The organism is Pedobacter sp., from assembly GCF_965249885.1.
Taxonomy (GTDB): domain Bacteria; phylum Bacteroidota; class Bacteroidia; order Sphingobacteriales; family Sphingobacteriaceae; genus Pedobacter.
Genome location: NZ_OZ252254.1, coordinates 2,151,336 through 2,164,810 on the forward strand (window position 1 = coordinate 2,151,336; position 13,475 = coordinate 2,164,810).

Annotated in this window: 16 protein-coding genes; all 16 read left to right on the top strand. The window is 37.9% G+C overall.

The window, feature by feature from the left end; all coding sequences use genetic code 11:
- A complete protein-coding gene (locus tag ACY2A0_RS09135; protein WP_461789186.1) occupies positions 1 to 351 on the top strand; it encodes a translation initiation factor in 351 nt (116 codons plus the stop codon).
- A 134-nt stretch (positions 352 to 485) separates the two neighbouring features.
- Positions 486 to 2,093, top strand: a complete 1,608-nt coding sequence (gene pckA, locus ACY2A0_RS09140) for a phosphoenolpyruvate carboxykinase (ATP) (RefSeq protein ID WP_461789187.1) — start codon at positions 486 to 488, stop codon at positions 2,091 to 2,093.
- Positions 2,094 to 2,362: 269 nt separating this feature from the next.
- On the top strand, positions 2,363 to 3,247 hold the full coding sequence (locus ACY2A0_RS09145) for a MotA/TolQ/ExbB proton channel family protein (protein ID WP_461789188.1): 885 nt from the start codon (positions 2,363 to 2,365) through the stop codon (positions 3,245 to 3,247).
- Positions 3,248 to 3,332: 85 nt separating this feature from the next.
- The gene (locus tag ACY2A0_RS09150; protein WP_461789189.1) at positions 3,333 to 3,950 is read left to right on the top strand and encodes an ExbD/TolR family protein; all 618 of its coding nucleotides are present in this window, start codon (positions 3,333 to 3,335) and stop codon (positions 3,948 to 3,950) included.
- A gap of 10 nt (positions 3,951 to 3,960) precedes the next feature.
- Positions 3,961 to 4,503, top strand: coding sequence for an ExbD/TolR family protein (locus tag ACY2A0_RS09155; protein ID WP_461789190.1), 543 nt, complete (start codon positions 3,961 to 3,963; stop codon positions 4,501 to 4,503).
- Positions 4,504 to 4,533: 30 nt separating this feature from the next.
- Positions 4,534 to 5,349, top strand: coding sequence for an energy transducer TonB (locus tag ACY2A0_RS09160; protein ID WP_461789191.1), 816 nt, complete (start codon positions 4,534 to 4,536; stop codon positions 5,347 to 5,349).
- Between the two features lie 6 nt (positions 5,350 to 5,355).
- Entirely contained in the window at positions 5,356 to 5,592 is a 237-nt protein-coding gene (locus ACY2A0_RS09165; RefSeq protein ID WP_461789192.1) for a hypothetical protein, read from the top strand.
- Positions 5,592 to 6,515, top strand: coding sequence for a PstS family phosphate ABC transporter substrate-binding protein (locus ACY2A0_RS09170; protein ID WP_461789193.1), 924 nt, complete (start codon positions 5,592 to 5,594; stop codon positions 6,513 to 6,515). Before ACY2A0_RS09165 ends, ACY2A0_RS09170 begins: the two co-directional genes overlap by 1 nt.
- A 76-nt stretch (positions 6,516 to 6,591) precedes the next feature.
- On the top strand, positions 6,592 to 8,307 hold the full coding sequence (locus ACY2A0_RS09175) for a tetratricopeptide repeat protein (RefSeq protein WP_461789194.1): 1,716 nt from the start codon (positions 6,592 to 6,594) through the stop codon (positions 8,305 to 8,307).
- Between the two features lie 77 nt (positions 8,308 to 8,384).
- Positions 8,385 to 8,756 carry an NADH-quinone oxidoreductase subunit A gene (locus ACY2A0_RS09180; protein WP_461789195.1) on the top strand — a complete coding sequence of 124 codons (372 nt, stop codon included), beginning with the start codon at positions 8,385 to 8,387 and terminating at the stop codon, positions 8,754 to 8,756.
- A gap of 123 nt (positions 8,757 to 8,879) precedes the next feature.
- Complete coding sequence (locus ACY2A0_RS09185; protein ID WP_097133603.1) at positions 8,880 to 9,422, top strand: NADH-quinone oxidoreductase subunit B; 543 nt, start codon at positions 8,880 to 8,882, stop codon at positions 9,420 to 9,422.
- Positions 9,422 to 9,922 carry an NADH-quinone oxidoreductase subunit C gene (locus ACY2A0_RS09190; protein ID WP_461789196.1) on the top strand — a complete coding sequence of 167 codons (501 nt, stop codon included), beginning with the start codon at positions 9,422 to 9,424 and terminating at the stop codon, positions 9,920 to 9,922. The genes ACY2A0_RS09185 and ACY2A0_RS09190 overlap by 1 nt, the downstream gene beginning before the upstream one ends.
- Positions 9,923 to 9,924: 2 nt before the next feature.
- Positions 9,925 to 11,139, top strand: coding sequence for an NADH-quinone oxidoreductase subunit D (locus tag ACY2A0_RS09195; protein WP_461789197.1), 1,215 nt, complete (start codon positions 9,925 to 9,927; stop codon positions 11,137 to 11,139).
- Positions 11,132 to 11,656: an NADH-quinone oxidoreductase subunit NuoE family protein gene (locus ACY2A0_RS09200; protein ID WP_461789198.1), complete on the top strand. Its 525-nt coding sequence runs from the start codon at positions 11,132 to 11,134 to the stop codon at positions 11,654 to 11,656. Before ACY2A0_RS09195 ends, ACY2A0_RS09200 begins: the two co-directional genes overlap by 8 nt.
- A gap of 63 nt (positions 11,657 to 11,719) precedes the next feature.
- Entirely contained in the window at positions 11,720 to 13,093 is a 1,374-nt protein-coding gene (gene nuoF, locus ACY2A0_RS09205; RefSeq protein ID WP_461789199.1) for an NADH-quinone oxidoreductase subunit NuoF, read from the top strand.
- A gap of 9 nt (positions 13,094 to 13,102) precedes the next feature.
- Positions 13,103 to 13,468, top strand: coding sequence for a four helix bundle protein (locus ACY2A0_RS09210; protein WP_461789200.1), 366 nt, complete (start codon positions 13,103 to 13,105; stop codon positions 13,466 to 13,468).
- The last annotated feature ends 7 nt before the right edge of the window (positions 13,469 to 13,475 follow it).

The following is a 13,475-nucleotide window of genomic DNA, read 5'->3' on the forward strand; positions in this document are numbered from 1 at the left end:
ATGAAAAAGAAAAAGACATTTAATGATTTTAGCGGTATCATGTTTTCAACTGATCCTGACTTTGTGTACGAAGATACCAATAGCGCAGCTGAGGATACTTTACCAAATGCACAGCAAGATTTGAGAGTAATGCTCGATAGAAAAAATAGGGGAGGTAAAACGGTTACCTTGGTTACTGGTTTTGTTGGTACTGATGAAGATTTGCAGCAATTAACTAAAACGCTAAAAACGAAATGTGGTGTTGGTGGAAATGCAAAAGACGGTGAGATAATCTTGCAGGGCGATTTTAAGGAAAAAGTCTTTTTATATCTTCAAAAGGAAGGATATAAAATCAAAAAGTCTGGCGGTTAATTTTGTGTTTAAATATCTGTATGTCAGATAAATATTAAATAGTGTAATTGACACAATAAGTAAAATTTTTATCACAATTTGGTGTTTTTTGGATAAATAACTCCTTAGCTTTGCGGCATATTTAAACCAAAAATATGACCAAGTATAGAAACCAAAAACCTCAGTTAGACTACCTGGGGCTTTCTGCGTTGGATTTCAAATACCAGCTCAGTGTGCCCGAATTAGTCGAAGAAGCAATCAAGAATGGCGAGGGGACATTAGCCGATTCTGGAGCCTTAGCTGTTGACACAGGGAAATTCAAGGGCCGCTCACCAAAGGACAGATTTATTGTTGATGATGACCTAACCCGCGAAACTGTTTGGTGGGGAGATGTGAACATCAAAATTAGTGAGCATTATTTTGATGCGCTTTACCAGAAAATGGTAGCGTTTGTAGAAGGCAAGCAGGTTTACGTAAGGGATGCCTACGCTTGTGCCAATAAAAACTACGCAACTAGCATCAGGGTAATTACCGAGCATGCTTTTCAGAATATTTTTGCCAACAATTTATTTTTAAGGTATAATGAGGATGAGGAAATGCCAACTCAGCCAGAATGGACCATTATCGCCATTCCTTCATTCTTGGCCAATCCAGCCACCGACGGCACCAGACAAGAGAACTTCTCCATATTAAACTTTACTAAGAAAATTATACTTATTGGCGGTACAGCTTATACTGGAGAAATAAAAAAAGGCATATTTTCGGTGCTTAACTTCGTATTGCCACATCAAAAAAACACCCTTTCAATGCATTGCTCGGCCAATGTTGGTAAAGATGGAGATTCTGCGGTGTTTTTCGGTCTTTCAGGAACAGGTAAAACCACACTCTCTGCCGATCCTAATAGAGCCTTGGTTGGAGATGATGAACATGGCTGGGGCGAAGGCACCATATTCAACTTCGAAGGGGGATGTTACGCCAAGTGTGTTGATTTAACAGCTGAAAAAGAACCGCAAATTTTTAACGCCATTAAATTTGGTGCGCTATTAGAAAATATCAACTACTTTCCTAATTCGCGTCATGTGGATTTTTCTAACATCGATAAAACGGAAAATACTCGAGTGGCTTACCCTTTGCACTTCATTAGCAATGCAATGGAACCATCGGTAGCACCAGTGCCAAAAAATATCTTTTTCCTAACTGCTGATGCTTTCGGAGTATTGCCGCCAATTTCAAAACTAACACCTGGACAGGCCATGTTTCACTTTATATCAGGCTACACTGCAAAAGTAGCCGGTACTGAAACTGGCGTTACCGAACCACAACTTACTTTTTCTGCATGCTTTGGAAAAGCGTTTTTGCCTTTGCATCCTACAGCGTATGCAAAATTACTGGGCGAAAAAATGAAAAAAAATCAAGTTAATGTTTGGCTGGTAAATACTGGTTGGAGCGGAGGCCCTTATGGCGTGGGAAGTAGAATGAAACTTTCCTACACTAGAGCTATGATTACTGCCGCACTTAACGGTGATTTGGAAAATGCAACTTTTGTAAACCATCCCGTTTTTGGTTTAGCAATGCCCGCTTCTTGCGCTAATGTGCCAACAGAAGTACTAAATCCAAGAAACACTTGGAGTGATGCAACGGCCTATGATACAAAAGCAAACGAGTTGGCAAAAGCATTTCTAGACAACTTTGAGGACTTTAAAGAATTTGCCGATGAAGAGATGAAAAAAGGCATGCCACAGCTTAAAGAAATGGTGGTGTAACACTTTTTTTTCTTTCAAAAATTTGCATTTAATTAAATTTTTAGTTTTAATTGCGTAAAGATTGTCTCAAAGGGCAATCTTTTTTAGTTATGCACGCTTCATGTAGCTTAAGTAACGAATTAATTGTGTAGCGAATATTTAATTTGTAATTTAAATCAAAATTATAAATTTGCTTCCGCAACAATTCGGCCTAGGCTGCGTTGAGTGTATTAACTTATTTATTTAATTAGAAATTTAAAAAACAAGTACTAAAACTAAAAATTAAAAAAATGGCAAACGCACCAAAACCTACACCAGCTAAAAAAGAGAGCAGCGCTTCAGCGTCTAACTTATTTGCTACCCTAGTTATTCCAATCTGTATTATTATTGGTGTAACCCTTTTTATCTTCGTATTAGGTAAACCATCTAACTTTAACATTCCAGAAGACGTAGCTAAAGCAAACAGCTCACTATCTTTAGCTTTCTACAATGACGATACTCACTCATTCCTTCCTCACCCAGGTAACTACGGTGGTATGGCCTTCAAAGGAGGTTTCATCGTGCCTATCCTAATTGGTATGCTTTTAATGGTATTCGTATTCTCAATTGAGCGTTTAATCGTTATTGGTAAAGCTACTGGTAAAGGTAATTTAGAAGGATTCGTTAAAAAAATTCAATCTTTCTTAAGCACTGGTAACATCCAAGCTGCAATGGCTGAGTGTGATAAACAAGAAGGTTCGGTTGCTAACGTAATCAAATCAGGTTTGAAAAAATACAGCGAAGTAGAAGTTGATACTAACTTAGATGTTGAGCAATCAATTGTTGCTATCCAAAAAGATATCGAAGAAGCTACTGCTTTAGAAATGCCAATGTTAGAGCAAAACTTAACTGTAATTGCTACATTAGTATCTGTAGGTACATTAACAGGTCTATTAGGTACAGTAACAGGTATGATCAAGGCGTTTGGTGGTTTAGCTAACTCAGGTGCTCCAGATCAAGCGGCATTAGCAACTGGTATCTCTGAAGCTTTGATCAACACAGCAACGGGTATCTCTACCTCAACTTTCGCGATCATCATGTATAACATCCTTACTTCTAAAATCGATAAATTAACTTATGCTATTGATGAAGCTGGTTTCAGCATCATCCAAACTTATGCTAGCACGCATAAATAAGAATTATTTAATTTTTCTTTTGCCGGCTTTATGGAAAACCGGAACAAATAGCATCATTAGTTAAAGTATTAATAATTTTTAGATTATGGGGAAAGCAAAGGTTAAAAGAACAAGTACCTCGATTGACATGACTGCCATGTGCGATGTGTCGTTCCTGTTGCTTACGTTCTTTATTTTAACAGCTACTGCCCGCCAGCCAGATCCATTGGAGATTACAACTCCGTCTTCTTCGGTACAATTTAAAGTGCCAGATAAAGATATCTCTATTGTGAGCATTGGTAGAGGCAAAGTGTTCTTAGAAATCGTTGGTCAAGACGTAAAAAAAGCAACACTTGCTAGAATGGGCAACATTTATGGTCAAACATTCACCGAAGAAGAAGCGCAAAAATTTGCAGTTGTATCTTCATTTGGTGTGCCGTTTGGAAACTTAAAACAGTTCTTAGCCATGAATGGAGAGCAAAGAAACAAATCAGGTATCCAATCAGGTATTCCTTTGGATACAACTAACAACAACGAGTTATTTAATTGGATTAAAGAGGCTCGTTATGCAACTTCTGAATTACACGGTATCGACATGCGTTTAAGTATCAAAGGAAACGCAGACGAAGAATATCCGGTAGTTAGAAAGGTAGTTGATTTGCTTCAAAGACAGAAAATTAACAAGTTTAGTTTAATCACATCGTCTGAAGGCGGTGCACAATAAGATTTAAGCAATGGCAGAATTAGATACCTCCAGTAACGACGGGGGCAAAGGCAAGGTAAGGAGTAAGAAGCAATCAACCAAAGTAGATTTAACTGCGATGGTGGATTTAGCTTTCCTTTTGATTACCTTCTTTATGTTAACCACGTCGTTATCAAAGCCACAGGCTATGGATATTGCAAAGCCTGATAAGGATGCAAAGGATGAAAACAGGCTTGAACTTAGAGAGTCGCAGACGATGACCATTTTATTGGGCAAAAATGATAGGATTGCTTGGTATATGGGAGAGGCTGGTAAATCGGCTCCAACAATTGAAGGTTTTAATAACATTAGAGCTTCATTGTTAAAGAACAAAAAGGAAGTTAAAGAATCAACAGGTAGAGATATTGTAGTGATTGTTAAACCAACCGATGGTGCTACTTACAAAAACTTTGTAGACATCATGGATGAAATCAATATCACTAAAACCAATATCAGCGCACCTGCCGTTGATGATGATCCTAAGCATCTTTTGGATAGCGAAAGAGATTTTATGAAATCCAAAGGGATTTTATAGTGAGTTGATAACTAAATAAAAAATTGAGCAATGTCTAAAATAGATTTATTTAATAAGGAATGGATTGACGTTGTATTTGCAAAGAAGAACAAGGCTTACGGTGCTTACGAGCTTCGTCAAACTAACGCTTCTAATACAACTAAATCGTTGTTTATTGCTTCGGCAATTTTCGTATTCCTTTTTCTGGCTCCAAGGCTTTATGCTTTAATTAAAGGATTGGTTCCTGAACCGCCGCCAGAGAAAGTAACCGAGGTAGTTATGCAACCACCTCCACCAATTAATCCTGAGGTGCAAACTCCTCCACCAGTGGAGCCGCCACCACCAAAGCAGGATCAGGTGAAGTTCCCTCCGCCAATTGTTAAACCTGACAATTTGGTGCGTGATGAGCAACCACCAACCGTTGAGGATTTGAAAAAAGCTGACCCAGGTCAGAAAACAATTGAAGGTGACCCAACTGCTGAACCAGTACAGATTACTACAGCAGGTGAAGGTCCTAAACAAGCGGTAGTAGTAGAAGATAATAATGTATACAACTTTGTAAGTATGGAGAACCCTCCAGCTTATCCAGGTGGTATCGAAAAATTCTACAAATTCCTTGGAGATAACATTAAATATCCACCAATGGCTGCTGAAAACAATATACAAGGAAACGTATTCGTATCCTTCACCGTAGAAAAAGATGGATCGTTAACCGATATCAAAATTGATAGAAAATTGGGTTACGGTACAGATGAAGAAGCAGTACGTGTATTAAAGTTAAGTAGACGTTGGAATCCGGGTATGCAAAATGGTAAACCGGTGCGTGTTAAGTATAACATTCCAATTAAATTTAGCTTGCAACAATAGTTAAGCATGTTTAATTCAGATAATTCAGAACAGAAATCGCCTCAAAAGCGATTTCTGTTTATTTTAGGGGTTGCAATGATCATCATCTTTTTTGCCTTGGCAATAGCTGTGGCTTTTTTTGGTGATCAAATGAACTTAGACTCAGAGAAGTTTCCTCAAAAATACCGTATTGCTTTTAGCGTGGTATTAATTGTTTACGCAGCGATTAGATTTTTTAGAATAACAAGAGATAATAGATTATAATGAGAAAAGTATGGAGCTTGGCACTCGTTCTGGTTTTTGCTTTTACCTGTTTTTCATGTAGAAGGAAAACAGATAAAGATAAGGTTAGTGAAACGCGTACTTCGGGTAATACAACAATATTAGTTGATGAAACCTATGCTCGTATTCTTGATGATCAAATCGAAGTGTTCAAATCCGACTATCCAGATGCTACCGTAAAGGTAGTTGTTGGCAACGAAAATGAGATTTTGCCAAAATTTAGGGAAGGCAAAATAAAAATGCTTATCTTGTCGAGAATGTTAAAACCTGCCGAGGAATCTTTTTACAAGCGAAAGAATAGCCCAATTTATACAGACAGGTTTGCAATTGATGGCTTAGCGTTAATAGTAAATAAAGACGTGCCTGATTCTACGATAACTGTAGAAGAAGCCTACAATGTGATGCGTGGTACCTCAACTTCCGGTAAAAAATTAGTGTTTGATAACGCCTATTCGAGTACGATCAGGTATTTTATAGATTCAGCAGGCATTAAAGAATTGCCGAAGCAAGGCGTTTATACACTAAAAACAACCGACGACGTAATTAAGTATGTAGCTGACAATAAAGGCTACATCGGAGTAATTGGAGTAAGCTGGTTGTTAAAAAATGTTAAAGGCGCTTCAGCTTATTTAGGGCAGGTTAAAACTTTAGCGGTTAAAAATTTACCCAATAAAAAGGGCGGAGATGCGTTTTATCAGCCTACACAGGGTAATTTGATTAATGGAAAATATCCATTTTTAAGAAATGTTTACGTAATAAACGCTGAAGGAACAAATGGTTTAGGCACGGGTTTTGCAAACTGGTTACTAAGTCAACGCGGACAATTAATAGTATTGAAGTCGGGTCTAGGACCCCACAAAATAGCCGAAAGAGAATTTAACTTTAAAACTAACGACAAAAAATAGAATTTATCAACTTAGGGAAATAGAGAAAGCTGTAAATATGCAGTCGCAGTATTTCTTAAATTAACAAATGCAGACAATGAAAATGATTAAGAAGAACATAGCCTTGGCCACGGGCTTATTATTGATGGGTAGCACTGCCTCATTTGCTCAAAGTTTAGCCGATGCTAAAAAAGCAATAGATGCTGAACAATACCAAAAAGCAACATCTATGTTAAAAACTTTAGTGGCAAATCAACCTAAAGAAGGTGACAACTACTTTAACCTAGGGAAAGTTTATTTATTAACAGATGATATTGACTCAGCAAGAGTGGCGTTTACCAATGGTACTACCGCAGATGCTAAAAATGCTTTGAATTTTGTTGGTTTAGGCCAAACGGATTTATTGCAAGGCAATGCTGCTAACGCTAAAACTAACTTTGATAAGGCTATTGGCTTGAAAGCTAAAGATTATCAGACTTACTTAGCGATTGGTAGAGCTTACATTGATCAGAAAAATGTTGATTATGCTCAGGCGTTGCCTAACTTACAAAAAGCTGACGAGTTAGATTCAAAAGATAAAGATCCTGAGACTTTCTTGGCTTTAGCTGATTTTTATGCTTATCAAAGAAAGAACACTGAAGCTTATCCGATGTATTTAAGAGCGTTAGATATCAATCCAAATCTATCTAGAGCTCACGTGCAAATCGGTAAAATGTATAAAGATGCATTTGCTTTTGCTGAAGCTGAAACTGAAATCAAAAAAGTGATCGAAACAGATCCTAATTACGGACCTGCTTACAGAGAGTTAGCAGAAGCTCAGATGCAGTGGTCTTTTGCAGATCCAAAAAATGGTCCAGCTAAAAAAGCTGAAGCATTACAAAATATGAGAAAGTATCTAGACTTAACTGATAAGTCTTTTGATTCTCGTTTACGTTACGCCCAGTTCTTAGTGTATGCTAGCGATTTTGAAACTTTAGAAAAAGAGGTAGCTACTTTGAATGCGCCGGATCCAAAAAATCCTAAAACGTTCGTAGTAACAAGGATGAGAGGTTATTCTTCAATCGAAAACAAAAACTACGAGCAAGGATTAAAATACATGAATGAGCTTTTCGGTAGAACTCAAGATGCTTCTCGTATCATCGGTTCAGATTATCTTTATTTAGGTAGAGCACAACAAAGCTTAGGTCAAGACAGCTTGGCTTATATTAATATTGCTAAGGCTGTTGAGTTGGATTCAACTAAAGTTGAAGAGTTAGCTACTATTGGTAATAAATATTATACTGCTAAGAACTTTGTTAAAGCTTCAGAAGTATACGAAAAAGTAGTTAAAGCAAATTCTAAAAACCCTAACATAGCAATGGCTTATTACTATTTAGGTGCGTCTAATTACTTTGCTTGGGCTTATGCCAATCAAGGAGGTAATACAACTTCAAAAGATATGCTGGTTAAAGCTGATACTGCATTTTCTAAGTTAACCAAGTTAGCTCCCGATTATGAAGTGGCATACCTTTACAGAGCTCGTGTTAACAAAAATCTTGATGATGCGGAAAACACTGGTAAGTTAGCAGTGCCTTACTACGAGAAGTACATTGAACTTATTACATCAAAAGGTAAAGAAGCAGCTTCTAAAACGCAGTTGGTTGAAGCTTACAACTATCTAGGTGCTATTTGGGCAGCTACGGATAAAGAAAAGGCTAAGGAATATTTTAACAAAACTTTAGCTCTTGATCCAGCAAATGCCTTGGCAACAGATAACTTGAAGTTTTTAGCAGGCGGTGGCGCAGCAGCTAAAAAAACTCCAATTAAGAAATAATATTTATAAGCTTATAGATAAGGCAGGATTTGTAATCCTGCCTTTTTATTTTAATTTTGCCAAAAATCATCATTGTTATGCAAGCACAAAGTACAGCGCAAGATTTTATTCCTATTATATTTCAGGTAATTGTAGCTTTAGGTTTTGTTGTGGTAACACTTGTAGCTACCCACTTTTTAGGCCCTAAAAGGAAAACCAACGATAAACTTACCACCTTCGAATCAGGAATTAAAGTAATTGGTAATGCCCGTCAGCCATTTTCTATTAAGTATTTTTTAGTAGCCATTTTATTTGTATTGTTTGATGTGGAAGTAATTTTCATGTACCCTTGGGCGGTTAACTTTAAAGAGCTAGGGTGGAATGGATTAATAGAGATGTTTGTGTTTATGGGAACACTATTATTAGGCTTTATCTATATCTTAAAAAAGAGAGCATTAGATTGGCATTAGAAAGTTAAAAGCTAATTATTTAGATTGTTTCTAAATGATGCTGTTAACCTCCAATTCCTACTAAATATTGTAAATTTGCTGCTTGTCCTAATTATATTTGGACAAGCATTTTTGTTTATTAGCATGAGTGAAATCAAAATAGTTGAGGCGCCTCCAGGCATTGAAGGAAATGGTTTTTTTGCCACTTCTTTAGACAAAGCAATTGGTTTAGCCCGTTCACATTCATTGTGGCCGCTACCATTTGCAACTTCTTGCTGTGGTATCGAATTTATGGCTACCATGGGTTCGCATTATGATTTTGGCCGTTTCGGTTCAGAAAGGTTAAGCTTCTCGCCACGCCAGGCTGATGTTTTAATGGTAATGGGTACCATTGCCAAGAAAATGGGGCCGGTGTTAAAGCAAGTGTACCTTCAAATGGCAGAACCTCGTTGGGTTATGGCAGTTGGTGCATGCGCATCAAGCGGAGGCATTTTTGATACTTATTCGGTATTGCAGGGTATTGATGAGATCATCCCGGTGGATGTTTACGTTCCGGGCTGTCCACCAAGACCAGAAGCTATCTTAGATGGCTTCCAGCGCATACAGGATTTAGTGAAAAATGAATCGGGCAGAAGAAGACATTCTCCTGAGTACAAAGAATTGTTAGCGAGTTACGGAATACAATAATGGCTAAAGCAACAAATACAGAATTGATTGATCTCCTTGGAGAGAAATTTGGAGAGCAGCTTTTTGATGTTTCAGAGCCTTATGGCTTGTTAACCTTCTCCACTACTAAAGATAAAGTAATTGACGTGCTTTCTTTCCTTAAAGAAAACGGTCGTATCAACTTTAACTTTTTAACTGATATTACTGCGGTTCACTATCCTGAAAAGGAACATATTGCTGTTGTTTATCATTTGCATAGCATGGTGAGCGGTATTAGGGTTCGTGTTAAAGTATTCTTAAACGAAAAAGATCCTAGAATTGCTAGTGCTACCGTATTATGGAACGGTGCAAATTGGATGGAGAGAGAGACTTATGATTTCTTTGGTGTGAAGTTCGAAGGACATCCAGATTTAAGGAGAATATTAAACATGGATGACTTGGGCGTGCACCCTATGCTGAAACAATACCCGTTGGAAGATCCAAACAGGGTAGATAAAAAAGACGAATTTTTTGGTAGATAGTTATGAGTTACAATCAACCAGTATATACAGATAACGATCCGCAAAGTGAATTGGTAACCCTAAACCTAGGGCCTACACACCCAGCAACACATGGTGTTTTCCAAAACGTTTTGCAAATGGATGGCGAGCGTATCGTTAGTGGTGTTTCCACTATTGGCTACATTCACAGGGCTTTTGAAAAAATTGCGGAACATCGTCCGTTTTATCAAATTACCCCTTTAACAGATCGTTTAAACTATTGTTCATCGCCAATTAATAATATGGGTTGGCACATGACTGTAGAGAAGCTTTTGAATATTCAAACGCCTAAAAGGGTAGATTATTTAAGGGTAATTATCATGGAACTTTCGCGTATTGCAGATCATATCATCTGTAATACCATTATTGCGCAAGATACTGGAGCAACTACCACTTTCCTTTATCTTTTCCAATATAGAGAACATATTTACGAGATTTTCGAAGAAATTTGCGGAGCTCGTTTAACTACTAATATTGGTCGTATTGGTGGCTTAGAAAGAGATTTTAACGATGTCGCTTTTGCGAAGATCAATAAGTTTTTGAAGGAGTTTCCAGTGGCGATGCGTGAGTTTGAAGGCTTGCTAAACCGCAATAGAATCTTCATCGATCGTACCAAAGGTGTAGCAGAGGTAACAGCAGAAAATGCACTAAGCTACAGTTGGACAGGTCCATTGTTGCGTGCAACAGGAATTGACTACGATGTACGTATCAGCGAGCCATATTCTTCTTATCAGGATTTTGATTTCGAAATTCCGGTGGGTACCAGCGGCGATATCTTTGATAGGTATTTAGTGCGTAACGAGGAAATGTGGCAAAGCTTGCGCATTATTGAACAGGCTATGGAAAAAATAAAATCGGAGCCTAAAGGTGTATTCCATGCCGATGTGCCTGATTTTTATCTTCCTGGAAAAGAACAAGTTTATAATAACATGGAAGCGTTGATCTATCACTTTAAAATTGTGATGGGAGAAATTGATGCGCCGAAAGCGGAAGTATATCACGCAGTTGAAGGAGGAAATGGTGAATTAGGTTTTTATTTAATTAACGATGGCGGCCGAAGCCCTTATCGTCTGCATTTTAGAAGACCTAGTTTTATTAACTACCAAATGTATGCTAAAATGAGCGAGGGTATGTTGTTATCTGATGCCATTATCAACATGAGTAGTATGAACATTATTGCAGGAGAATTAGATGCTTAAAGTAGAAGAAACACAACCTGTAGAATTTTCATCAGCTTTGCTAGCTAAGTTTGATGAAGTTGTAAAACGCTATCCTGAAGGAAGACAAAAATCTGCTCTTTTGCCTTTGTTACATTTGGTACAGGCAGAATACGGTTGGACTAGCGTGCCCGCCATGGATAAAGTTGCGGAATATCTTAACATTCAGCCAATTGAGGTTTATGAAGTAGCAAGTTTTTATACGATGTACTTTTTAGAACCTAAAGGGAAATACGTTTTGGAGGTTTGCCGTACCGGACCATGTTGTTTGGTAGGAGCCGAAAAAATCATGAACCATATTGAGCAAAAATTAGGCGTAAAAGAAGGCGAAGTAACTGCTGATGGACTTTTCAGTTGGAGAGGTGTAGAGTGTTTGGCCGCCTGTGGTTTTGGTCCGGTTTTACAAATTGGTCCGGAGTATACGTTTTACGAAAATTTAACCGAGCAATCGGTAGATCAATTAATAGACGATTTAAAAAATAAAGATTTGCGACAATAGATTTGAGTTTGAGATTGGACACCTAGTCTTACATCTCACATCTCACATCTCATATCTAACAAAATGGGACGTAAACTATTATTAGAACATATCAATGTGCCCGGCATCAACACGCTAGAGGTTTATCGTCAAAAAGGCGGTTACCGTGCTGTTGAGAAAGCATTAAAAACCTTAACTCCAGATGAAATTGTGGAGGAGGTGAAAAAATCTGGACTAAGAGGTCGTGGTGGAGCAGGTTTCCCTACCGGAATGAAATGGAGCTTTTTGGCAAAGCCAGAGGGTGTGCCACGTTATTTGGTTTGCAACGCAGACGAATCTGAACCAGGGACTTTTAAGGACAGGTATTTAATGACACATATTCCTCATGCGTTAATTGAGGGGATGATTGTATCGAGTTTTGCCTTGGGCGCCAATACTTCTTATATTTATGTAAGAGGGGAGATGATGCCTCAAATTAGAATTCTGGAGCGTGCTATAGCTGAAGCTAAAGCTGCTGGATTTTTAGGTAAAAATATCCTCGGCACAGGTTATGATTTAGAACTTTATGTACAGCCGGGTGGCGGTGCTTATATCTGCGGAGAAGAAACTGCATTGCTGGAATCTTTAGAAGGCAAAAGAGGAAATCCACGTATTAAACCACCATTTCCCGCAATTGCTGGTTTGTATGGCTGCCCAACGGTAGTAAACAATGTGGAGTCCATAGCTGCCGTTGTACCAATTGTAAATGATGGTGGTGATGAATATGCTAAAATTGGTATTGGTAGAAGTACAGGAACTAAATTGATATCAGCTTCGGGTAATTTGGTTAAGCCTGGCGTTTACGAAATAGAGTTGGGTTTACCGGTGGAAGAGTTCATTTATTCTGATGAATATTGCGGTGGCATTGCCAATGGTAAACGACTAAAAGCGACTGTTGCCGGAGGTTCATCAGTACCAATTTTGCCAGCTAATTTAACCTTGAAATATGCCAATGGCGAACCTCGCTTAATGAGTTACGAGTCATTATCGGAAGGTGGTTTTGCTACAGGAACCATGTTAGGTTCAGGTGGTTTTATCGCTTTTGATGAAGATCAATGTATTGTTCGCAACACTTGGAATTTTTCACGTTTCTACCATCACGAAAGTTGTGGTCAGTGCTCTCCATGTAGAGAAGGTACAGGTTGGTTAGAAAAAATCCTTCATAAAATTGAGTTTGGCCATGGAACGATGGAAGATATCGATTTATTGTGGGATGTACAGCGTAAAATTGAGGGTAATACCATTTGTCCGCTTGGCGATGCAGCTTCGTGGCCGGTGGCAAGTGCTATTAGGCATTTTAGAGATGAATTTGAATGGCATGTAAAAGAGCCAATGAAAAGCCAAAGTACTAATTATGGTTTAGCAAATTATGCTAATCCGATTGAGAAAGCTCCGGAAGAAGTTAAAAGTCAAAATTAAAAAGTAAAAATGTCTGATGAAAAGACATACGATATCAAAAAGAGAGCTTATCATTTTTCGAAAGCGATCATTAACCTGATATCCAACGCAAAATTTGACAGACTATACTTTTCCATTGCTGACCAACTATTAAGAAGTGCGACTTCTGTAGGGGCTAACTTGGTAGAGGCTAAGGCAGGAAGTTCAAAAAAAGATTTTAGGAATTTTTATGCAATTGCATTAAAATCCGCAAATGAGACAAAATATTGGCTTTGCTTGATTAGAGATACGGAAGTCATTGAAATAGATAGAGAGATAATAAAAGGGTTATTGGTAAAGGTTGACGAAATTTCAAAAATTGTAGCCTCAATAATCATTAATTTAAATAAAGAATAGTTAGAAA